The organism is Bacillus thuringiensis (assembly GCF_001455345.1).
Classification (GTDB): Bacteria; Bacillota; Bacilli; order Bacillales; family Bacillaceae_G; genus Bacillus_A; species Bacillus_A thuringiensis_N.
This window is the reverse complement of record NZ_CP013274.1, coordinates 2,460,537-2,482,523: the sequence shown is the minus strand read 5'-3', so window position 1 is coordinate 2,482,523 and position 21,987 is coordinate 2,460,537. Positions and strand designations below refer to the sequence as shown.

Genomic DNA, 21,987 nt, shown 5'->3' with positions numbered 1-21,987 from the left:
TTCATTTATTAATAATTGCTTGTCGAGCTTTTTCTTTATCATCAAAATGAATAGTTGAATCTTTTAAAATTTGATACGTTTCATGCCCTTTCCCTGCAATCAAAACAATATCATTAGAAGATGCCATGTTTATTGCGTGATTTATTGCAATTTCACGATCTACTTCTACTTTATAATTCAAATTATTATTTTGCGAAAATCCTTTTTCAATATCTTTCATTATTGCCTGCGGATCTTCCGAACGTGGATTGTCAGAAGTAATAAAAACAAAATCGCTATAACTTCCAGCAATTCCGCCCATTATAGATCGTTTTTTTGCGTCTCTATCTCCACCACAACCGAAAACAGTAATAACTTTACCTTTTGCAAACTCGCTAATTGTAGAGAGAACATTTTCTAACGCATCCGGTGTATGAGCATAGTCCACTATTACAAGAAAATCTTGATTTTCATCTATGATTTCCATTCTACCTTCAATACTCTTTAAGTTAGATAAGCTATCACTAATGTTTGTAAGCGGAATACCTTCAACCAATGCAACTGTTATTGCTGCTAATGCATTATAAACATTAAAACGACCTACAAGATTAAGGTTAACCTCTATTTCGCCATTAAAGGACGAAACTAAAAAACGAATTCCTTTTGGACTTAAAGTTATGTTCTTCGCTTGAACATCTGCTCCATTATGTATTCCATATGTGATAACCTCAGCTGAAGTAATTTTTTTAAAGTATTCTACCGATGGATCGTCTGCATTCAAAACAGCTATTTTTTTATCTATAGTAGATAAATCATTTCCTAATCTCGCAAAAAGAAGACTTTTTACATGCTTATATTCATCAAATGTTCCATGATAATCTAAATGATCTTGTGTTAAATTTGTGAAAACAGCTATTTTAAAGTTACACCCTTTAACTCTTTCCATATGTAACCCTTGTGACGTAACTTCCATAACACAATAATCTGCATTATGATTTTTCATCATTTGCAAATTCCGTTGAAGTGTTGGAGGTTCTTGCGTATTAATATCAGTAGAATACCATTTTGAACCAACTTTGACTCCGTTATTCCCCATGAGCCCCGTGTGATATCCATAATCACTTAAAATTTTTTCAATTAAATAAGAAGTAGTTGTTTTCCCATTTGTCCCTGTAATTCCAATTAACTTCATTTTATTAGATGGATAACCATAGAAATGTGACGCAATAACTGCCATAGCATACCTAGCATCTTTAACAATTATTTTAGGTATCTCAATATTTACATCTCTTTCTACAATTAGCGCTACAGCACCATTTTTCACTGCATCTTCAACAAATTGATGTCGATCTTCAAGAAAACCATCGATACCTGATACACATATAAATAGATCTCCATCAGTTATCTTTCTAGAATCCATTTCTAACCCCGTAATTTCTACATCCATATTGCCAATAGTTTCTTTAATCAATAACAAATTCGCCAGCTCTTTTAGTTTCAAATCTCCCGCCCCCTTAAACATTTCCCCTATTTATTTTACCACTTTATATAAAATAATGGATTAAAATCCCATATGGGTTTAACGAAATTTATTCATCTTAAATAAACAAAAAATAAAAGAGCACTTGTTTCCGCAAGTGCCCTTTTGGGGATTTTGAGATACCCTCTTAACGAAAGTTAAGGTTACTTAAAGTTAAAAGGTATTTCTATTATATGCTTGTCCTCTTTATTTGTGCATAATTAATATATAAACATATTTAATCATTCTTAATAACTTTTAGTTATAGTTCTTTCTTACATTTTATCGTTAAAAAGTTGATTGGAGGTTTATTTGCCATGTTCTTATTTGGTTCATCAATTTCCGAAACTTGTACTAATCCATATTGATTAAAATCTTTTTTTATAGATTCAGAATCATAGAAGAACATTTTTACGCCTTCCATTATCTCATAATAATCTTGATCCAACTGTTTTCCTTTTCCGTACATTGGAGCTTTTTTAGAAACAGTTGTAAAAACCATATATCCGCCTGGTTTTAACTGTTTATAACAATCTTCAATAAATTTCTCTCTTTCCTGTTCATTCAACAAATGAAGAAGTGCATGACTAAATATCCCATCATACAGTTTATTATCAAAAGGCATTTCGTTTACTGAACCATGATATATACTAATATCTTCTAATCCGTTTTGTTTCGCTAAATCAATAGCTGTTTTTGAAATTTCAATTCCTGTTACATTTATATCATTATCGATAAACACTTTTGCGTTTCTACCATATCCAATACCCGGAACTAATATGTTCTTAACGTTCTTTTCTAGAAAAAAATCTTTTGCCAAAATTGCAGATTCTGTAGGTTCAAAACCCCACATCGTTTGTTTCTCAATAAAACTTGATTCCCAAAATTCCATTATGTTTCTATCTCCTTGTTCTAATCCTATTTTTAGTATCACATTAAAAACTTATAAATTTTAGTGCTGCGGCTACCTATGCCAAATTAATTTTTTTACCACATTCACTATAGGTTCATTGAATATAGCATAATTATAAGTCTATATCTATTATAATGATTGGTTGAAAATCCACCCTATTTTATTAATCCTTACATTTGTAAAAAAATAAAAAAGCCAATACTTCCTTTGTAGTATTGGCTTTTCTGAAGAGAAATTATCTTTTTATATTGTACTGATCTATTACTTTTTCTAACACTTCTAAAGTGATTGGTTGAGCTTTCTCTATTAATTGATAACCAATACGCCCATTCGGTTCAGCTGTAACTTGCTGCAAACTCTTTAAATCATGAATTCCTTTTTCTCTTAATTGCATATAAAGTTGTTGCTCTGACATTTTTGCCTGTTTCAAATTCTTTTTTACAATCTCTCCGTTTTCAACAATTATAATGCTACTGCCATTTAGGAATTGTTCCAACTTCTTTGACTTCAATTCAAAGAAATGAATGATAAGAAGTACGCTTGCAAATATTACAGCTGCAAATATAGATGGGCCTACTTTCCTACTTAATACAGGCTCCACAATAATACGTCCAATGGATACTACTATAATGATTTCAGCTCTTGTCATTTGGCTAACAGATGTACTGCCTGTCATTTTTAATGCAATCATTCCAGTGAAAATTAAAATAATACTTTCAAAAATCATATTCATAATAGCTCAATCCTTTAATGGTGAATGTTACTAGCATTCCCATTTCATATAGCATTCTAAATGCATTTTAATTAAACTTTTTTGTAAAAATCAAACTTACATATACTGAAAAAGAATCTATTTTGATCACCCTTTTTTCAATAAGGATTTGATGAACCATCTTCCATTGTCAAAAAAATAAAAAGCACCCGAATGGATGCATATAGATTAAACTTATTCATTATTACTTTCTTTACTTTCATCATCAACTGATTTGGAGTCTAACATGCTACCTATATCAGGTGGTAAAGCTAACTCTATACCAGCTACTGGTTGATTATCTTCATTAAACCATTGTTTCTTAAATTTAATCAATTCTTCATTTTTCTTTTTTTCATCCATATTACCCCACCTTTTATGTACATGATATGAAACTCTTTACTTAATATGTACATTGAGAAAGATAATATGCTATTTGTACATATTGGAAAAGCAAAACCTCTTCTTTGTTTACACAACTCGTTGTACCTGGTCATTTATCGATTTGTTTTGTGTTCGACATAATTATGAACGTATTCCCCGCTCTTTTTGTAAAGACGTTATAAGTGATATTGTAATCGATCTAGATACCGACTATATTTATTTACCTAATCTATAAGCCTATCTTTGTCCTTTGCCTTTGTTTACCGTACATTTCTGCCCAGCACCTAATAAACAATTAACCATACATTAACTATTCTGATAACATTTTCAAAAAAGTTGTTGCCGCCCAAATGAAATACGCAAGTTGCGTCACGATATACATCGTAATTTCAAAACCTGTAAGTTTTCTTTCCCTTTTTATTTTCTTTAAATATCTATAAAAACAAAATGAACATAAGATTAGTAAAACAATAGACATTTGATATAGATTTTCCACTAAAAGAACTGCCATTCATTTCATCACCTTTCCAATAAAAAAGTATATAGTTCAAGCATATCATGTTAACGGAATTAATTACCATAATTTTCAAATTAAATAATCTTCCTAAGTAAAAGAAGTCACTTTTTTTTAATGTTTCAATACAATATTATATAATTCACTACGCTCTATATAATATTAGATTACTTTTTCTTTTAATGTACATGCTTAGGAGGAAGTTTTACATGCAATTGATTCATAACATGAAAAAAGCGTTTAATAACTTATGTGACTACGATACGGCCAATCTAATATCCGCTATTCAATCATTAAATATTACACCTCATAAAATATCTCCTTTTATTACTTCACCAATTAACCTTGAATACGGAAGAAATGTTATCTATAAGTCTGAATTTGTGGAGATTTTAGTATTAAATTTCCCTAGCAAAGCAAAGACCCTTATTCATGATCACGGAATATCTATAGGATGTATATTAATAGTCAATGGTACGCTACAAAATACCACGTACGAAAAAAATAGCGAACGGATTGAAGAGTTTACAGAGGGAAATATTTTCACCGTAAAAAAAGATACTGTGCATAAAATGTATAATGCTACAGATTCAACAGCAATAACATTCCACGTATATTCACCACCATTAAAAGATGTACAAATATATGAGTAGTCTTTAAAAGGAGGAAATATGCAAAATTTAAAGGATCACTATATAAAGAGCTTACAAGATGGTCGAAATGTTTGGCTCTATGGAAAAAAAGTAGATGTAACTACAGACAACAATTTTGCGGGGACACTATGTACCATTTCTAATTTATTTTCGTTATTTGATGATCCCAAACAGAGAGATTCTATTGGATATGTGAGCCCAAAAACGAAAGACTTTGTTCATAAATCATTTTTAGTTCCAAATTCCTATAATGAATTATTAATGAGAAGAACTGCATTTGAAACATGGAGTTATGCAACAGACGGTGTAATGAGTAGACTATCTGATTACGCAAGATCGAGACTTACTGGCTGGTACGTATCAAGAGATTTTTATAAAAAGTTCGATGCACAGTTTCCAGATAAAATCGCATCTTATTACGAAAAAGCTAGGGATAATCACTTGTTTTTAAGTGTAGTCCAACGTGATCCACAAATAAATCGCTCAACAGAATCAATGTTAAATGCAACTGACTTAGGGTTGCTAAGAGTTACAAAGGAAACTTCTGATGGAATTTATTTAAGTGGTGCGAAAATGATAGGGACTGCATCTCCTTATTCAAATGATTTATTAATCTACCCATTAACAAAACTGACTGACGCTCAAAAAGATTTAGCTCACTTTCTTATCGTGGCAGCCAATTCTCCAGGATTACATATGGTTTGTCGAGAACCATATGCGAATACAACTTCAAGCACAGTTGATTCCCCTATTAGCTCACAGTACGATGAAATGGATGCACTATTAATCTTCGATAATGTATTTGTCCCTTGGGAACGTGTTTTACTTTATAACAATCCAGAAGCAATATGGGCTATAAAATCAGATACAGCTTCTAGTAGTTTAGCTTATCATCAAGCTATAATACGATTACTAATAAAGCTAGAATTTATAACTGCGATCGCTTTTGAAATTGCTGAAGCAATTGGAGCTCACACTTATTTGCATGTTCAAGAAAAACTCGGAGAATTAATTATGCAAATCGAAACAATTCGAGCACTTTTAATTGCTGCGGAAGTTGAAGGTACTACAAATGAAACAAAAACTTATTTACCAAACTTTAAATATATCGAAACTGCAAGGAATCTTGGTTCTAAATATTATCCCCGTGCAATAGAAATTTTACAATTAATTGGCGCAGGTGGCTTTATTCAACTTCCTTCAAGCTCGATTGATTTCCAGAGTCCAATAGCTAATTTATTGAAAAAGCACTTTAAAGGAACAAATATAGATGCCGAACAACGCACAAAATTATTTAAGTTAGCCTGGGATATTATTGGAAGCCCATTAGGATCAAGACACGAATTATACGAAAGATTTTACGCTGGAGATCCAATACGAAATACAGCTACACAATATGTAAATTATGATAAAAATCACTTTAAAAAGATGCTAAGTAAATATTTATGATGAAAAAGAGCACCCTTTGCTAAGAGTGCTCTTAAAAAATATATAATTATCCAGTTACATATATAGTTGCTCCGACCACAACTGCTACTTTTCTCCGTAATGGTTTCATCTTATTCACCTTTATGTTTCTAATTAAGCTTTATAACTTTTGGTATATGCTTCCTATCATATTTCTTCGTATAGGTTTCTCCATCTGGAGTAACGAATTGTAATACAATCTCACCACAAACTCCATCTAGTATTTCAAATTCACCATCTGCATTTGAAATACTGCGTTCCTTACCTTTAATAGCACCTTCATAAATTTTCACATTAAATATAGGTTCGTTATTTTGACCTATGATAGTACCTCTTGAATACTTACCAACTGCAATGCATTGATCATCTTTTTTATAATAATTAGTCACAACTATAGCTCCAATTATTACAGCGATACACACAAACAAGAGAATTATTTTGCGCCGTACAACAAACCTCCTTATTCATTTTATTCTTTTTTAAATTGAAAATTTAGACGTTCCACTTGTTTGATTTCCTCCATTACTTTACGAATGCCTTCTTCAATCCTATCTTCCTTTACATTCGATACGTTCAACTTTAATAGCCTTTGTTTCGGAAAACCTCTCACATAATTCTTATCAATCGTATCAATACTGATTTGTATTTCACTTAGTCTTTGTATCAGCATGTCCGAAATACTTGTTTTATGTACTTCTAAGCAAGTATGGATTCCAATTGTATTTTGCTTTTTAAATGTGAATAAAAGCGGGTTTTCACCATGCATTCTTTCTAATGCTTCTGCTAGTTTTTTAGATCTATTATTATAGGAAGATTGAATTTTATTTTTATGGCGTTCGAACATGCCACTCTTTATATAAATTTCTAAAGCAGCTTGGGATATCATCGGACTATCAATATCTAAAACCTTTTTATATGTATGGAAAGCACTCGAAATAACCGGTGGAATAACTGCTACACCAACTCGTAAACCTGGAAAAATAATTTTCGAATAACTTTTTAAATATATGACATGATTATCATGATCCAAGCTATATAACGGATCGGCTTTTGAATCTGTTTCTAAATCTGCTAAATAATCATCTTCTACTATAAATACATTGTATTTCTTAGCCAATAGTACGATTTTTTCTTTCTCATCTTTAGAATAAGAAGTTCCAAGTGGATGATGATATCTTGGTATTGTATAAAAGAATTTTATTTTACCAGTTCGAAAAATACGCTCCAATTCATTTAAATCAATACCTTCATTCGTACGTTTAATACCGATTACTGGAACTTTATTTATTTCTAGATATTCTATATATAAATGATACGTTGGCTGTTCAACTAATATTGTTTCATTTTCATTTGGAAATGGGATAGAAGTTAATATTGCAAGTGCCTGTTGCACGCCTGACGTTATAAAAATATTGTCTTCTTTCGTGAACACTTGATAATTTGCCAACTGTTTTTGAATGACTGGAATTAAAGATGGTAACCCTTTCGGCGTTCCGTATACGAACAAATCATTTTTATAAGTATCAATAGCCTTATTAATACAATGCTGAAAGTCTAAATACGGAAAAACATCTGGATCCGGTGCTGAAGAAGCGAAATCAATTATTTCGTTATTTTCTATAGTACTCCCAGATTTCTTAACAACGTAGTATCCACTTTGAGGGACAGAATATATAATATGACGCTTTTCTAATTCATGAAGCGCACGTATAACTGTCGCCTTATTACATTCATATTGCGTAACGAGTGACCGTATTGATGATAATTTCTGTCCTTCTTTTATCTCTCCATGTTGAATCATGTTTTCTATATCATTAAAAATATGTACATACTTATACATTCTTTCACTCCCTTATAGAAGCACTAAAAAGGATTCCTCACTCTCATAAGCTCATAATAAAGCGAAAGGAAATTCATCCCTTCAATCACTTTAAAGTTTAACATTGTTTCACATTTCCGTCTCTTAACAAGGAAATTACAATTAATAAATAGAATATCTCTATAATAAATAAAAAGTGAGGGATATGTCATGCAGCGCTTAAATACGATGGATATTAGTAATATTCTAGAATTAGAAAATACTCTTTCTACTTTATTAAATGAAGTAATTTCTTCAAAACTAGAGCTTGAAAACTGGTTAAAAAAGCAATCTACATTCATTTGGGAAATTGAAGAACAATTAAGATCGCACTATATCTCCTTTCAATGTAATACAGATAATAAAAAAATTAAAGATACTTTTGAATATGATCAACAATATGTACGACCTCTTTTGAAACGTTATCAAAATTCATTTGATAATAAATATTTAGAGTCCCCTTTTCGAATGGAACTTGATCCAGAAACATACAGCTTACTGGATCAAAAAATTAAGAATGCGCAAACATTATTTTGTGAAAAGAATATTGATTTAGAAGTAAATGAAGACAAACTAGTAACCGAGTACTTCGAAATTACTGGTGGTTTAACTGCGTTATGGGACGGTGAAGAAAAAACAATTACTGAACTACAGTCTTACTTACAAGATCCAGATCGTCATATACGAAAAAAAGCAAAAATGCTTATTTCGGAAAAGTTCTTATCTGTTGAAGATAAATTACAACATATATTAAATGAATTAATCGTAATCCGTCACCAAAAAGCAAAAAATATTCAATTAGATAATTATCGTGATTATATGTTTAAAAAACATGAACGTTTTGATTATACAGCGGAAGACTGCTATGAGCTTGCTGAATCTATTCGGAAATACGTAGTACCACTTATCGATAAAATATTTAATAAGAAAAAATCTGAACTTCAAGTAGATAGCCTTCGTCCATGGGATCTAAAAGCAACCGCACCAAATCAAAAAGCATTAAAACCTATCGAAGACGCGAGTGATTTAATCGAAAAAAGTTCTCTTATTTTACACAAGCTAGATCCTGAATTTTCTACATTACTGGATCGTATGCAGAAAAATAATTGCTTAGATTTAGAGAGCCGTAAAGGAAAAGGTCCAGGAGGATTTTGCGAATATTTCCCTGCTTCTAGATTATCTTTTATTTTTATGAATCTCAATCATACACATTATGATGTTACTACTTTCCTCCATGAAATGGGCCATAGTATTCATAATGAATGTATGAAACAGTTAGAGCTTCAAAAGTATTTAGAAATCCCTTCAGAATCCGCTGAACTAGCTAGCATGACAATGGAATTATTTTCGATGGAATATTGGGATACTTTTTATAAAAATAAGGAAGAATTTATAGAATCAAAATTAGATTTCTTTAAAGATATTGTTAAATATTTACCACAAATGCTTATCGTTGATCAATTCCAGCATTGGATGTATGAAAACCCTAATCATACTGCAAAAGAAAGAAACGATAAATATTTAGAATTACATAACACTTACCAATCGAACATCATAAATATTGATGGTTATGAAAATTGGGTAGCAACTGGCTGGTTACCGGTACTACACATATTCGAATTACCTTTCTATTACATCGAATATGCAATCGCACAACTTGGTGCACTGCAAATGTATAAGCAATATAAACAAAATCCTAAACAAGCACTAGAAAATTATAAAAAAGCTTTATCATTAGGTAGCTCAAAATCTTTAACGGAAGTATATAAAGCAGCTGGAATTCGTTTTGATTTTTCTGGAGAAACGATTAAAGAACTAATGTTATTTGTAGAGAGCGAATTAGAGTTACTTGAACAATTGTAAAAAGAAAGCTGTTCCTATATTTTAGGTACAGCTTTCTTTTTTATTTTATTTATCAGTTCTATGTACTGAGAATCCCCGTATCCGATTGTTGGAAATAGCTGAAACAACTTTGTTAATAATTCTTGAGTTGATAAGTCTTTATTTTTAGAGATAAATTTCATTACAGTATTATCTTGTTTTAGCATTTCTAAATATAAGTCTATAGACTGATACATTACTGGCAGTAATTCAACAGAAGTTTTTTCATGATTTACCAACACTTCTTTATATGCAGAGTGATAGTTTCCTAACATTATTTCAGTTTGCCTTACTTTAAATTCATCTTCTCTGAAGCTATTTAAGTATACCTTCCCTTCATAAGAAGACTGTTCAAGGTAAGAAAGTATTGTAAGTAGGTTCATTTGGCAAAACATATCTTCCCCAAACCATAAAACAATACATTTATACTTTTTTGTAAAAAGATTTTCTAACGGATCTATTACCTTTTTTGTATAACTTTCTACTGAACTGGTATGTCCTTCTGCTCTTGTTTTAATAAACTCTTCATTAAAAACTTGTGTAGTAGTCGGGTTCACACACATCGCCTCATTAAATGGTGCATAATCAGAATCACCCATTAGCTTTTCGTTTTTAAATTCTTCATACATAAGTTGACCATTTAATATGTTAAGTACCTCTTTATCGAATAGCTCACTTTTCCTATTTCGTAACTGATCAACCTCTATTTTTCTAGAAATATTCATATTAAACGCCCCTTCTTTATTTAAATTGAGTTTAACAAATGATTGAATAGGCATTTTGCTAAGTTGGTATTCTCTTGGATTCATTCCAAAAACATTTTTGAAAGCTCTACTATAAGCCTCTTGGGAAGAGTAATCGTAATCCAATGCGATCTCAATTATTTTCCTACCATTCTTTAAATCTTCTGTAGATAAATACAATCTTCTAAGAAGAATATAGCGTCTAATACTGAAACCCGTTACTTGATGAAATTTAAAAGAGCAATAATAAGGAGAATACCCCATGTAACGAGATAATTCATCTAATGAAAATCCCTTTTTCAAATTGCGCTCAATCCAATCAATCATCTGCTGTATATGTTCATTCATTTCCTTCCCTTCACTCCTTATTTAAAAGTATAGGATAAACGCGTTTCTTTCCTTTGATATTTCTTGTGTTTTATAACATGATCCATTTTCTACAATCTTTAAACTCTATATATAAATATTAAATTTTTTAGCTATCTTATTTTGTCATACCTTATCCTAACTTTTCAATCTAGCGTTAATTAGTATGATTCACACACCTTACCATTATTAAAAGTCAATTTACATTATATTTCATTTTAAAGGAGTTCAAAAATTAAACACGAATTTTATAAAATAAGATTCTTTTACTTCCCTAGTTAAAAAATTTAAGTTTGGAAAGGACGTTACAATGAACGAGATAGATAAAAAAATACTTCAATTAATAAATGAACAATATCCGTTGAATTTTATTAACATTAACGCAATAACAAATGAAATGTATCAATGTCTCACAAAACAAGGTACATACTTCATTAGAATTACAAATTACAAAACGTATGAAGAACAATTAGAAGAAATTACATATACGAATTTTTTATATCAAAACGGCTTAGGTGTTCCACCAATAATCCCTTCTTTACAGGGGAATTTTGTAGAAAAGTTAACATTAGACAAGGAGCTTTTTACAGTATTATATAAAGCTGCTCCTGGTATACATTTACCAAGGTGCGAATGGAATTCTACTATATTTAAAAAGCTTGGTCAACAAATTGGAAAACTACATCGTATATCTAAAATCTTTGAAAAGGCTAAACCAGTTAAATATATTAACGACTGGTATGAGAATGAGGAATATAATTTCCTTAAGTATATTCCTAAAGAAGAAACAACCATTAGAGAAATTGCATCTGACGTTTTAACTTCTATAAAAGAGCTAGAAAAATCCACTTCAAATTACGGCTTAATCCACGGAGATTTATGGTTAGAAAATATTTTAGTTGAAAACAATTCAACCATAACAATGATTGATTTTCAAGATTGCGAAAAACATTTTTACGTATTCGATTTAGCTGTTCCTATTTATAGTGCGATAGAATATTCATTTGCTGGAAATGGGAATATCGTTGAGTATGAGCATTCCATTACAAAAGCATTATTTGAAGGGTACCAAGAAGAAAATGAACTACCTAAAGAGATGATCGAGAAGTTTCCATTGTTTATTAAATTAAAAGAGATTTTTGAATATAGCTTAATGCATATGTATTGGGATAAAGAAGAATTTACTGAGGAACAAGTACGGATAATGAACCTTTATAGGATGAAAATTGAAAATAAGTATACTTATATCAATGTTTAAGAGTGCTGTTGTTTAACTAAAGTTTCCTTGTAGTTAAACAATAGCACTTATTAATTTTCTACTAGACAACATTTTTAATAATTTATGAATACTGATTCAATAGTCTGCTCAAATACACTTCATTTTGCGGAGATGCCTTCTCAGCAAACCTAGCTGTAATAACAATAGGAGCCCATTGAAAAATCTCATCTCTTGTTAAATCCGTATTATTGCAATATATTTTCAAATACATTTCCGCTAATTCTATATGAGACTGTGCATACAATAAATATGTACGAAACACATCTGCGCGAATATCACCTGAACTGGCATCTACCCAGTCTACAACTTTCACTTTCTCTTCTTTACTCAAAATCAAATTAAATGGATGAAAATCTCCATGACATAGCCTAAAATCAAATGTAATAGAATCTAATTTTTGTAATATATTCTTCTTTTTGTTTTCAGCCAATTGATGTACAGATTTAATTTGACGCTCTAACCTTTTCCTCATTAACTCCATTTCATCTGTATTCACACGTATATCATGGATCTTTTTTTGCTCATTAACACAAAGGCCGATATAACGCTCTGCCTCATTCAAATTATTAAGCAGGAGATCACCAATGTTCTCCCCCTTTACATATTCCATAATAATTGCCTGTCTATTTTGTATCTTTGTCACTTCAAATACGTTTGGAACTGGCAGCCCGCATGAATAAGCATATTTTTGTTTTTTTGCTTCAATTATAGACTCTGTATCTGGAAGATATTCTTTAAATAATTTTACAACTTTAGTCTCATAGAGGTAAATTTCCGCAGTATTCCCTTTTGCTATCGGATTTCCTAAATTCAATTTATTTCTCTCCTTACAGTAAATTAAGCTAACATCTTATACTACTCTATAAATTCAGTGTAATTAAGCTGAAACCCTTCTCCATGAAAATATAAAAAACTTACCACTTTCTATCCTTAAATAGAAAGCGGTAAGTTTAATTTACTAGGAATATCGGAAGGAAACTCTGGTGTATGCACAATCGAAAATGTATATCCCTGTTCAATAAATGATATTTCATTATCCTTACATTCAAATGGCATACTATTTTTCTTAAAGTTGATTTGGACCTGCTGTAAAAATGCGGGATCCGGTGTTCCGAAAGAAACATGTACTTTCGGTGGTAAAGCTTTCATCGCAATTGGAATCCAAGGTCGCTGCCACCAAGTCGCGACGATATATGCAGTGCCGCCAACTACAAAGTTGAAAATGTCCCTGTCTTCCATCGTTTTCATATTTAAATTTGATTTTAGCCATTCCCTAAAAATAGGTACACTTTTAACAGGAAGACCAATTTCCCTTACGTATAAAATGTTTAAAGGTGACTGTGGTACTAATACCTCCTCTTTAACATAACTATGTGCGATAATTTCGAGAAGATTTCCATCTCCGTCTTTAAAGTATACATTGAATAGATCGTTCTCCTCACCAATTATATTTCCATCTTTCCATTTCACAATAAGTAACCCAGACTTTTCAAGCCATTTTGCTGTTTCATGAAATTTTGAATATGGAATTTCAAAAGCGAAGTGGGCAGGTGCAATTGGTTCATATACTTCTTGGAAGCTAATTGTTGTATACGGTGTTACTTCTAATTGAATAAATGATGCAGTTTCTTTTTTTATTGGAAAAGATAATATGTTCTTATAAACTTGTTTTACTCCTTCTATGGAAACCGTTTGTAGTTTTATATCTGAAATATGTGTAATCACGTTACATTCCCCCTAATTTCTTATTATCTATTCGTATTGTATTACATTTATAAACAGATAAAATCAAACGGAAGGATTGATTTTTTATATAAAAACTACAACTTTAGTATGAATATGCTAGATTCTTTCATTGTTTGTACACTAACGTTTCAAAACAAATATCCTCCATATTTCGTTTTTTGATTAACACTTTACTTATTTTTATTTTTTCAAGTTTCCCCTGCATTGTTTTTATATAAAAAAGCTGCCTTTCCTTAAACGAAAAGCAGCTTTTACAATAAAATACATTAAGATTTTACAGCAATAATCATAAATCTTTTTGAATTCGTACGAATCCCTTTTTCAGAACTATTAACATCAATGAAACTTTGTAAAATAGTAAAATCTTCTGCCTCTTCTCCAAAATTAGGAATAATAGGCGTATGTTTTAATAAGAAAATAAGATCTTCAGGCGTACTGTAATAATCAGTCACATCATATTCACGTACTTGCACGAGTTCAAATCCTGCACTAATAAGTTCACTCATATACTTTTCTTTTAATGTGCCATCTCTTTCACCTAAGCATTGTCCTCGTCCAAATGCTTCCTTAAGATTCAATTTATCATGTTCGCAAACTTGTTGCGTTAAGAAAAAAGCACCTTGTTTCATTACTTTTGCTAACTCAGATGCTATAAACGGTGCGTGACAACTAGAAGCGATATCAAAATGGGCATTCTGAAACGTTAACGCTTCAGAATTCATTTGAAGAAACTCAACATTTTGTACACCTGATTTTTTCAAGTTGGAATGTGCCGTTTCAATCATGCCGTTAGAATTATCAATTCCAATTAACAATTTAGCTGAAGATGCTATGTTAAGTACATTCTCTCCTCCACCTGTACCAACATCAAGTAGAGTGTCTGATAGTTTACATCTTTCTTTCACTTCCCCGTAAAAGTCCCATGAATCTCCTACAGTTTCACATTTTATTTTACTAAAATCCCAACCATTTACTCTTCCTACTTTATCATAAAAGTTTTTGTACTCTAATTCGTTCATCTTATAACTCCCCCTTTATAATATATAATTAAATATGTATAATAACCTGCAACACTATTTAATTATATATTATAAAATAAAAATTATTAAAACAACATTTCACTTCACACTATATTAAGTTTACATAATAATTTTATAGTTTATCTTTATCGATATATTCTAAATGCGCTCTTCCCCAACTGCAAATACTATCCAAAACTGTACTAACTGTTTTTCCATGTTCAGTTAAGCTATATTCTACTTTAGGTGTTATTTCTTGATAAATTTCACGTTTTATTAGTTGATCTTGCTCTAATTCACGTAATTACTTCGCTAATGTGCCCTGAGATATATCAGGTATTAATCGCTTTAATTCACCAAATCGTTTCGTTCCATCTGTTAGCAAAATAAATAAAATGAGTGACTTCCATTTCCCACCAATTATTTTTAAAGTTGCTATTATTTTAAGTTTTTATTAAGGGAGTGGCTTAAATATGTCTATAACTACATTAAAAGGTAGCCGTATCGTTATCATTGGTGGGAGTTTGGGCATTGGATTTGCAACAGCAGAACAAGCAGTTGAACAAGGAGTACATGTTATTATTGCAGGGCGTTCGAAAGAGAAATTAATGGTTACTCAAGATGTAATAAATAACAACCATCTTCAAACTTATGTATTGGATAATCAGGATAAAAACCAATTAGAAGATTTCTCCAAAAAAGGTTGGAGATTTTGATCATTTGTTCACACCAGGAGCCTCTTACACACTTGGACCAATAACCGCTACGGATACTATCGCTGAAAGTAGCTTCATCGGAAAATTTTGGCCACAATATTACGCCGTTAAATATGCGATTCCTTTTCTTTCAAAATTAGGATCTATCGTGTTAATGTCCGGTGCATTTAGTCAAAGGCCACTTAAAGGCGCACAGGCTTACGGAGCTTGTAATAGAGCTATTGAAAGTTTAGGGAAAGCTTTAGCTGTTGAATTAGTTCCTATAAGAGTTAATGTTGTTTCCCCTGGTGCGATACAGAAGGAAAATGAAAATAGACTAGCTGCTTATGAAGCTTATAAATCGCTTTCTCTTGTAAAAAGGCCGGGTCATAATGATGAAATTGCACATACTGTTCTATATTTAATGCGAATTCATTACTGGTAACGTATTGTTTCCTGATGGAGGGTACACCTATCATTAATTATTAAAAATTTAATGCCTCCTTGTATTAACTAGTATTAAGGAGGCTATTATTAATTTATAAAGTGATATAGTAATGTAGGATCTTCTTTTAAAAGTTCTGCTAAAAATAATAGTTGCGGAAAAGGTTGTAAGACTAAATCTTTATTCATTTTTTCTTTTAAAATAGCATCCCCGCCTTGATTGATATAATTATTTAATGTTATTTTCCCTGTGCAAATTAATTCAATATCATGTAATGATAGTAATAGTAGGCCATTCGTTTCAGAGGATGGATTTGGCTCAATTTCTGAATGTGCCATATACATAATAGATAAAGTTTCATCTGGACTATCAATAATTAATATTGGATTGATCTCATTTTCTACCTTTATTTTCTTTGATTGCGCATTCCAGTTCTCTTTATAATATGTTCTTGGTGAATTCAATATAGTAATATCGATAGAAGCTTCTTCTTCCACTTCTCTTTTAGCAGTTTCTACTGCTGTTTCATCCGCTTCTTTATGTCCTCCAAGTCTTACTACACCTAATGTATCACCTTTACTCGTTGGTCCAACTTGAAAAACAAATAAATTCTTATACATTACATATGCACCAGATGTTCGTACATTTTTATCTATATGTATCAATATTTTCCCTCCTAAATTAACCATCTTACAATCTAGTTTACTATAATTTTATTATGTTTTTAAATAATCTTCAATCCAAAGCCTTCATTTTTATTTCCGCCTTAAAATTTTAAAATACATCTAAAAAGTAGGATTCACAAAAGAATCATAGAATTCTATACATAACAAATATTGGACGGATTATTTTCAAATTCCTCTACAATAAAGGTGGTATAAACAGTGTGAAACCTATACAAGAACGTAGCCTTATCGTAAAGACAACTTTTTCTAAAGAATACAAAATTTTTATTTTTGGTTTACTCATTTCACGAATTGGGGACTCATTGTATACTTTTGCGTTACCTTGGATTGCCTATCAATTAACCGGTTCAGCTGTAATTATGAGTTCTTTATTTGCTATTAACGTATTGCCAATCGTTTTATTTGGCCCTTTAGTTGGTGTAATAATTGATCGTTATGATCGAAAAAAGTTACTTTTGGTAGCGGATATTACTAATATTATTTTAGTAAGTCTCGTTCCAATACTACATTCATTACATCTATTAGAAATCTGGCATTTATACGTAATCACTTTTATGTTAGCAGTTATGTCCATGCTTTTTGATGTAACAACTGTTACAGTCATTCCGCAAATTGCTGGAGCATCCTTAACGAAGGCCAATTCTTACTATCAAATGGTTAATCAATTGGCTAGTTTATTTGGTCCAATGATAGCTGGGGTTTTCATTTCTTTTATTGGCGGCTTTCAGTTGTTTTGGATTAATGTTCTTTCATTTATTGCAACATTAGTTGCTGTGATGTTATTACCGTCTATGAAAACCACAAATAAAAAATGTGAAGATAAAAATACACTTCAAAATGTACTATCTGATTTGTTTAACGGGTTTAAATGGCTCAAAAATGACCGCTTAAATTTAGCTTTATCTTTTCAAGCTATGATAGGAAACTTTGGAGCAAGTGCAGTTTTAGGTATATTCATGTATTATTTATTATCCACATTACAACTTACCCCAGAACAAAGTGGGGTTAATTATTCATTAATTGGAATAGGTGGTCTTTTAGGAAGCTTGATTGCAGTTCCTTTAGAAAAGAGGTTGCAACGCGGTATACTAATTCCTTTACTCCTATTTGTTGGAGCAATTGGCTTAACTTTTGCGCTTTGGAGCACATATTGGCTCGCTCCCGGAATTTCTTTCGGTGTTGCAATGACTTGTAATATTGCATGGAATACAATTGTAGCCACAGTTCGTCAGGAAACAGTTCCATCAAATATGCAAGGAAGAGTTATAGGATTTTCACGTGTACTTACACGATTAGCTATGCCACTCGGGGCATTAGTAGGAGGCATTATTTCAGCTTATAATCCTGTCTTTGTATTTGCTTTAGCTGCTTTTACTAAATTAATTGAAGTCTTTATTGCTTTATATAGTCCGATACGAAAACTACGATAGAAGGAAAGATAATTATGTATGATTGGTTAATTGCAATTACGGATAAGTTTATAAAGAAAAAAGGCATATCATAATGCCTTTTTTCTTTACAATCATTTCACTGGATAACAAACTTCTGTAACCCACTTATTAGGATCCGATTCCATTCCTGGGCTCACATGATAAATATTAAACATCGGGCCTGCTAATTCGTAACCTTCTGTCTCAATCCATTTTGCGGCTGCTTCATTTACGTTTGTCATTTGTTCATAACTTCCGCTTACTGTTACAGAAGCTACTTTGATTGGCTCTATTTTTTGAAAATAAACATCTTTTGTATTTTCATGCTTTCCTAAGATATTTAGCTGTATTTCTACATCTACATCATTTTCTTTGTATTCTTGATCATGGAAGACAGCGATACTATAACTCGGATGGGCCATACTAATATTTTTCATATGAATTTCTTGCATTAATATGGTCCATAAATCGCCTTCACAATTATATGATGGAATAATCTTTCTAACACTCGCTACATACCTTTCTGGAATTTCTTTTATTGAAACATGATAGTTCATCTCAACAACATCCTCTCTCATCGTTTTCATTGAGTCATCGAGGAGACGTAATTGTTTTTTGAGGTTAGTCATGTCTTCTTTAATTTGAGCACTACGATTTAAAAATTGTTCCTTAATATCATCTATATTATCGGATTCTATGATTTCTTTAATGGTAGCGATATTAAATCCCATATCTTTTAACGTTTGAATTTGATTTACTTTCTTTAACTGGGCTGCTGAATAGTATCGATAACCACTTTGTTCATCGACTTTTACTGGCTGTAATAATTCCACTTTATCGTAGTGCCTCAACATCCGTATACTAATGGAAGATAATTTTGAAAAGTCCCCTATTTTAAACATGAATTCCTCCTATAAATTACATCTACTTCGAAGCTCAACTTTATCTTAAACAATGACATTGTGTGAGAGTCAACTGTTTATAACACTTGAATTATATTTCTTTAATTATTTACCCTTATACCCTCTTCCGTCTTAAACCTATGAAGGTTGATAATAATCCGTTTACAGCTAATAAAATTACTATAATACTTGTAAGTAAACCTACATCTGCCGCAAATATTTTTATCGTACGCCATGGTGAGCTTGTACTATAAGTAAGAAGTGGGATGAAAATAATAGATAATAGTAGGGATAGGCTCCCTGTAAATAACCAAATTAGCTTTTTTACAGTTTTCATATATTTATACTTTTTAATTAATATAATTGATAATATGAAAAGTATGAGTGTAACTATCAACAAAATAATTTGTGTTAATGGTATGTTTTTAGGGATATCAACCGGTTCTTCTCCATTCAAAATACTAATAATCCCCTTTTTCAATACTGATAGTGCGGTTTCTTCTAATACATGATTTTTATTTGTTAAAATCACACCACTCCAGCCACTTTTATTTAAAATAAATATTTCCGCACGAGCATCGGGCGTTGATCCTGAATGCCAAATCATCGTGTCGCTTTCATTTATATTTGTTGTTCTTAATCCAAAACCATAACTTTTTTCTGAATTTATCTTATAAAGTGGTGAAAGATAAATGTCCATGTTTTCTTGCTTTAAGAATTGATCATCCTCTCGCCAATTCAAAAACATAATATATTGAATCATATCTTCTAAATTTGCAGTAATATAGCCATACGGTGCCCCGGCATTATCATAGGACACTACACTTTTTCTTGGAATGCCAAACCAAGACTGATAACCTGTTAAATAACCTTTTTCATATGCAGTTTCTTTACTTGCTGCTGCCCCATTCATATTTAATGGCTGAAAAATATACTTTTCCATATATGATGAATATGTTTCATTTGTGACTTCTTCAATTAGTGCACCTAAAACAATATAATTCGCATTACTATATTGATATTTTTCACCTGGTATAGCATTTAATTTTACCTTTGAAAGTTTCATTACATTTTCTTTTAATGCTGTAGAACTTTTGGATTGCTTATCTGATAATGATAAGCCCTCGTATGTACTTATTCCACTTGTATGAGTTAGTAGATGTTGGATTGTTATAGTTGAGGATATTTGAGAATCTTTTAATTTAAACCAGGGAAGGTATCGTTGAACTGGATCCTCTAATTTTATTTTTTTATCTTCTATTAATTTCACTATAGCTAAAGCTGTTAAAGATTTACTTATTGAGCCGATTGCAAATGGTGTTTTACTAGTTACCTTTTTTTCAGATTCTCCAGTAATCCCCATCGTTTTTGTGAAGAATACTTCTTTATTATGTACAATTGCAACAGCAGCTCCTGGAATATTCTGTTCCTTTATAAATTTTTCAATATACTTATCCAATGTAACTTTAATATTTTGCTCAGCGTAAGCTTTTGGAGGTGTGATACATAATATTAATACATTACAAAGAATACAAATTAGAGACAGTTTATAGATCGTATTCTTCATTATACTTTAGATGCTTTCTTTTTTTATAACTTACTAAACTAATATATACTACTACAGAGAGCGTCAAACTAGTCAATATTAATAATGCGTTCCACCATTGATTCTCTGAAATACGATATAGAAGATTATACTGAAATACATCTTTACTAATAGTTGGATTAAATGATTCAGTTAAAAATATTGAAAATATAGTTTGCGAGATGAGGTAAGTAATAACTGCGATGAATATGCCACTTAAGATAATTGTGTTGAATTTTCCCTTTTTATTTTGAAGTTGTTTCATTTTAACTTGTAAGTTAACTTCATTTATTTCTAAAAAATCTTGAACAAACAATTGAGGTGTACCTAAATCATCTATACTATCTTCACCATGTTCACGACATTCTTGAATATGTTCTAATATTTGTCGCTTAATATTATCCCTTTCTTCTAAACTTATATCGTATTGCTTTAATTCCTTAAGTACGTCTGTTAAAAATTGCTTTTCTTTACCTATCAATCTATTCCTCATTTCAGAAGGTCTCCTTTCAAACCGCTTTTTAATAATGTTTGAATATCCGATTGCACTTCTAACCACTCATTAATTTTCTTCTCAAGACGTATTTTCCCATTTTCATTAATTTCATAATAAATCCTAACTTTACCACTGTCTGTTACTTCTTGATAAGTATTAACCCATTCTTGATTTTTCAACTTAGTTAAAATGGGGTAAATACTTCCTACTCCTTTCAATTTTAAATTGTTTACTTCAAGTTCTTTCATGATCTCATAACCATAACTTTTCTTTTTCGACAAAATAGATAATACACACATTTCTAAATGACCTTTAATTAAACTTGTTCTATCCATAGGATAAATTTAACAGAAATATATACTTCATTCAAGTATATATTTCTGTTAAATCAAAAAAATCAGACAACAGAACGAAGGTATTATAAGCAAAAAGATATTACTTGCGAACTGTTTTTACCCCTAAAAATCACTTTTATAATATAATAATTACATAATATATCAACTGTTGGTTCCTTATATTTTTCTATCTCTCCTCCATATCTTAGTTGGAAATGTAGTATACGGGACATAAAAATACTAAAAAATCCAATTCCTTAATTTTCACATTAAGAAATTGGATCTTCTTTCATTACCTTGTAATACTCATACTGCGTTATTATAAACATTATAAAGAATAT

The 21,987-nt window shown here is 30.9% G+C and carries 21 protein-coding genes and 2 pseudogenes; 6 read left to right on the top strand and 17 right to left on the bottom strand.

All coding sequences use genetic code 11. The features are described from left to right. Position 1: 1 nt before the first annotated feature. The 5 genes from ATN06_RS12890 to ATN06_RS12870 all read right to left on the bottom strand — a co-directional run bounded on the left by ATN06_RS12890 (position 2) and on the right by ATN06_RS12870 (position 4,057). A complete protein-coding gene (locus tag ATN06_RS12890; RefSeq protein ID WP_234415833.1) occupies positions 2–1,501 on the bottom strand; it encodes a UDP-N-acetylmuramoyl-L-alanyl-D-glutamate--2,6-diaminopimelate ligase in 1,500 nt (499 codons plus the stop codon). A 259-nt stretch (positions 1,502–1,760) separates the two neighbouring features. Beyond that, complete coding sequence (locus tag ATN06_RS12885) at positions 1,761–2,390, bottom strand: class I SAM-dependent methyltransferase (protein WP_060630955.1); 630 nt, start codon at positions 2,388–2,390, stop codon at positions 1,761–1,763. 256 nt (positions 2,391–2,646) lie between these two features. Beyond that, a complete protein-coding gene (locus ATN06_RS12880) occupies positions 2,647–3,144 on the bottom strand; it encodes a DUF421 domain-containing protein (protein WP_060630954.1) in 498 nt (165 codons plus the stop codon). Between the two features lie 213 nt (positions 3,145–3,357). Further along, positions 3,358–3,525, bottom strand: coding sequence for a hypothetical protein (locus ATN06_RS12875; protein ID WP_060630953.1), 168 nt, complete (start codon positions 3,523–3,525; stop codon positions 3,358–3,360). A gap of 331 nt (positions 3,526–3,856) precedes the next feature. Next, on the bottom strand, positions 3,857–4,057 hold the full coding sequence (locus ATN06_RS12870) for a hypothetical protein (RefSeq protein WP_000279697.1): 201 nt from the start codon (positions 4,055–4,057) through the stop codon (positions 3,857–3,859). Between the two features lie 212 nt (positions 4,058–4,269). Here ATN06_RS12870 and ATN06_RS12865 point away from each other — a divergent pair, with 212 nt between their 5' ends. Both ATN06_RS12865 and ATN06_RS12860 read left to right on the top strand, forming a co-directional pair. Next, positions 4,270–4,713, top strand: a complete 444-nt coding sequence (locus ATN06_RS12865; RefSeq protein WP_001977626.1) for a cysteine dioxygenase — start codon at positions 4,270–4,272, stop codon at positions 4,711–4,713. Positions 4,714–4,731: 18 nt separating this feature from the next. Next, complete coding sequence (locus tag ATN06_RS12860; protein ID WP_060630952.1) at positions 4,732–6,162, top strand: 4-hydroxyphenylacetate 3-hydroxylase family protein; 1,431 nt, start codon at positions 4,732–4,734, stop codon at positions 6,160–6,162. 128 nt (positions 6,163–6,290) lie between these two features. Here ATN06_RS12860 and ATN06_RS12855 read toward each other — a convergent pair whose 3' ends face one another. Both ATN06_RS12855 and ATN06_RS12850 read right to left on the bottom strand, forming a co-directional pair. Then, on the bottom strand, positions 6,291–6,617 hold the full coding sequence (locus ATN06_RS12855) for a serine/threonine protein kinase (RefSeq protein WP_088116177.1): 327 nt from the start codon (positions 6,615–6,617) through the stop codon (positions 6,291–6,293). Positions 6,618–6,649: 32 nt separating this feature from the next. Continuing rightward, positions 6,650–8,020 carry an aminotransferase-like domain-containing protein gene (locus tag ATN06_RS12850; protein ID WP_060630950.1) on the bottom strand — a complete coding sequence of 457 codons (1,371 nt, stop codon included), beginning with the start codon at positions 8,018–8,020 and terminating at the stop codon, positions 6,650–6,652. 189 nt (positions 8,021–8,209) lie between these two features. Here ATN06_RS12850 and ATN06_RS12845 point away from each other — a divergent pair, with 189 nt between their 5' ends. After that, positions 8,210–9,901, top strand: coding sequence for a M3 family oligoendopeptidase (locus ATN06_RS12845; protein WP_060630949.1), 1,692 nt, complete (start codon positions 8,210–8,212; stop codon positions 9,899–9,901). A 14-nt stretch (positions 9,902–9,915) separates the two neighbouring features. Here the strand turns inward: ATN06_RS12845 and ATN06_RS12840 are convergent, their stop codons facing one another. Continuing rightward, on the bottom strand, positions 9,916–11,010 hold the full coding sequence (locus ATN06_RS12840; protein WP_060630948.1) for a helix-turn-helix domain-containing protein: 1,095 nt from the start codon (positions 11,008–11,010) through the stop codon (positions 9,916–9,918). Positions 11,011–11,338: 328 nt separating this feature from the next. On the opposite strand from ATN06_RS12840, the gene ATN06_RS12835 reads away from it, so the two are divergent. Further along, positions 11,339–12,286: a phosphotransferase enzyme family protein gene (locus tag ATN06_RS12835; protein ID WP_060630947.1), complete on the top strand. Its 948-nt coding sequence runs from the start codon at positions 11,339–11,341 to the stop codon at positions 12,284–12,286. 82 nt (positions 12,287–12,368) lie between these two features. Here the strand turns inward: ATN06_RS12835 and ATN06_RS12830 are convergent, their stop codons facing one another. From ATN06_RS12830 to ATN06_RS12815, 4 genes and pseudogenes are all read right to left on the bottom strand, one after another. Further along, positions 12,369–13,121: an aminoglycoside phosphotransferase family protein gene (locus ATN06_RS12830; RefSeq protein WP_060630946.1), complete on the bottom strand. Its 753-nt coding sequence runs from the start codon at positions 13,119–13,121 to the stop codon at positions 12,369–12,371. Positions 13,122–13,237: 116 nt separating this feature from the next. Then, positions 13,238–14,032 (bottom strand): VOC family protein, encoded by a 795-nt coding sequence (locus tag ATN06_RS12825; RefSeq protein ID WP_060630945.1) that lies wholly within the window; start codon positions 14,030–14,032, stop codon positions 13,238–13,240. Between the two features lie 287 nt (positions 14,033–14,319). After that, positions 14,320–15,072: a class I SAM-dependent methyltransferase gene (locus tag ATN06_RS12820; protein ID WP_060630944.1), complete on the bottom strand. Its 753-nt coding sequence runs from the start codon at positions 15,070–15,072 to the stop codon at positions 14,320–14,322. 133 nt (positions 15,073–15,205) lie between these two features. Continuing rightward, positions 15,206–15,514: pseudogene (locus ATN06_RS12815) on the bottom strand (winged helix-turn-helix transcriptional regulator). A gap of 31 nt (positions 15,515–15,545) precedes the next feature. Here ATN06_RS12815 and ATN06_RS12810 point away from each other — a divergent pair. Next, a pseudogene (locus ATN06_RS12810) lies at positions 15,546–16,249 on the top strand (SDR family oxidoreductase). Positions 16,250–16,301: 52 nt separating this feature from the next. On the opposite strand, the gene ATN06_RS12805 reads toward ATN06_RS12810, so the two are convergent. Then, on the bottom strand, positions 16,302–16,877 hold the full coding sequence (locus ATN06_RS12805) for an NUDIX hydrolase (RefSeq protein WP_060630943.1): 576 nt from the start codon (positions 16,875–16,877) through the stop codon (positions 16,302–16,304). A 221-nt stretch (positions 16,878–17,098) separates the two neighbouring features. On the opposite strand from ATN06_RS12805, the gene ATN06_RS12800 reads away from it, so the two are divergent. After that, the gene (locus tag ATN06_RS12800; RefSeq protein WP_060630942.1) at positions 17,099–18,328 is read left to right on the top strand and encodes an MFS transporter; all 1,230 of its coding nucleotides are present in this window, start codon (positions 17,099–17,101) and stop codon (positions 18,326–18,328) included. A 92-nt stretch (positions 18,329–18,420) separates the two neighbouring features. Here the strand turns inward: ATN06_RS12800 and ATN06_RS12795 are convergent, their stop codons facing one another. From ATN06_RS12795 to ATN06_RS12780, 4 genes are all read right to left on the bottom strand, one after another. Then, positions 18,421–19,230 (bottom strand): MerR family transcriptional regulator, encoded by an 810-nt coding sequence (locus tag ATN06_RS12795; protein ID WP_060630941.1) that lies wholly within the window; start codon positions 19,228–19,230, stop codon positions 18,421–18,423. Between the two features lie 115 nt (positions 19,231–19,345). Next, positions 19,346–20,797, bottom strand: coding sequence for a serine hydrolase domain-containing protein (locus ATN06_RS12790; protein WP_060630940.1), 1,452 nt, complete (start codon positions 20,795–20,797; stop codon positions 19,346–19,348). Next, complete coding sequence (locus ATN06_RS12785) at positions 20,778–21,308, bottom strand: DUF1700 domain-containing protein (RefSeq protein WP_060630939.1); 531 nt, start codon at positions 21,306–21,308, stop codon at positions 20,778–20,780. Before ATN06_RS12785 ends, ATN06_RS12790 begins: the two co-directional genes overlap by 20 nt. Continuing rightward, a complete protein-coding gene (locus tag ATN06_RS12780; protein ID WP_306472301.1) occupies positions 21,305–21,610 on the bottom strand; it encodes a PadR family transcriptional regulator in 306 nt (101 codons plus the stop codon). Before ATN06_RS12780 ends, ATN06_RS12785 begins: the two co-directional genes overlap by 4 nt. Positions 21,611–21,987: the final 377 nt, after the last annotated feature.

Excerpts from the sequence above, each read along its gene's own strand:
- ATN06_RS12890 (WP_234415833.1), bottom strand. The coding sequence starts at position 1,501 with ATGTTTAAGGGGGCGGGAGATTTGAAACTAAAAGAGCTGGCGAATTTG.
- ATN06_RS12885 (WP_060630955.1), bottom strand. The coding sequence starts at position 2,390 with ATGGAATTTTGGGAATCAAGTTTTATTGAGAAACAAACGATGTGGGGT.
- ATN06_RS12880 (WP_060630954.1), bottom strand. The coding sequence starts at position 3,144 with ATGAATATGATTTTTGAAAGTATTATTTTAATTTTCACTGGAATGATT.
- ATN06_RS12875 (WP_060630953.1), bottom strand. The coding sequence starts at position 3,525 with ATGGATGAAAAAAAGAAAAATGAAGAATTGATTAAATTTAAGAAACAA.
- ATN06_RS12870 (WP_000279697.1), bottom strand. The coding sequence starts at position 4,057 with ATGGCAGTTCTTTTAGTGGAAAATCTATATCAAATGTCTATTGTTTTA.
- ATN06_RS12865 (WP_001977626.1), top strand. The coding sequence starts at position 4,270 with ATGCAATTGATTCATAACATGAAAAAAGCGTTTAATAACTTATGTGAC.
- ATN06_RS12860 (WP_060630952.1), top strand. The coding sequence starts at position 4,732 with ATGCAAAATTTAAAGGATCACTATATAAAGAGCTTACAAGATGGTCGA.
- ATN06_RS12850 (WP_060630950.1), bottom strand. The coding sequence starts at position 8,020 with ATGTATAAGTATGTACATATTTTTAATGATATAGAAAACATGATTCAA.
- ATN06_RS12845 (WP_060630949.1), top strand. The coding sequence starts at position 8,210 with ATGCAGCGCTTAAATACGATGGATATTAGTAATATTCTAGAATTAGAA.
- ATN06_RS12840 (WP_060630948.1), bottom strand. The coding sequence starts at position 11,010 with ATGAATGAACATATACAGCAGATGATTGATTGGATTGAGCGCAATTTG.
- ATN06_RS12835 (WP_060630947.1), top strand. The coding sequence starts at position 11,339 with ATGAACGAGATAGATAAAAAAATACTTCAATTAATAAATGAACAATAT.
- ATN06_RS12820 (WP_060630944.1), bottom strand. The coding sequence starts at position 15,072 with ATGAACGAATTAGAGTACAAAAACTTTTATGATAAAGTAGGAAGAGTA.
- ATN06_RS12795 (WP_060630941.1), bottom strand. The coding sequence starts at position 19,230 with ATGTTTAAAATAGGGGACTTTTCAAAATTATCTTCCATTAGTATACGG.
- ATN06_RS12790 (WP_060630940.1), bottom strand. The coding sequence starts at position 20,797 with ATGAAGAATACGATCTATAAACTGTCTCTAATTTGTATTCTTTGTAAT.
- ATN06_RS12785 (WP_060630939.1), bottom strand. The coding sequence starts at position 21,308 with ATGAGGAATAGATTGATAGGTAAAGAAAAGCAATTTTTAACAGACGTA.
- ATN06_RS12780 (WP_306472301.1), bottom strand. The coding sequence starts at position 21,610 with ATGTGTGTATTATCTATTTTGTCGAAAAAGAAAAGTTATGGTTATGAG.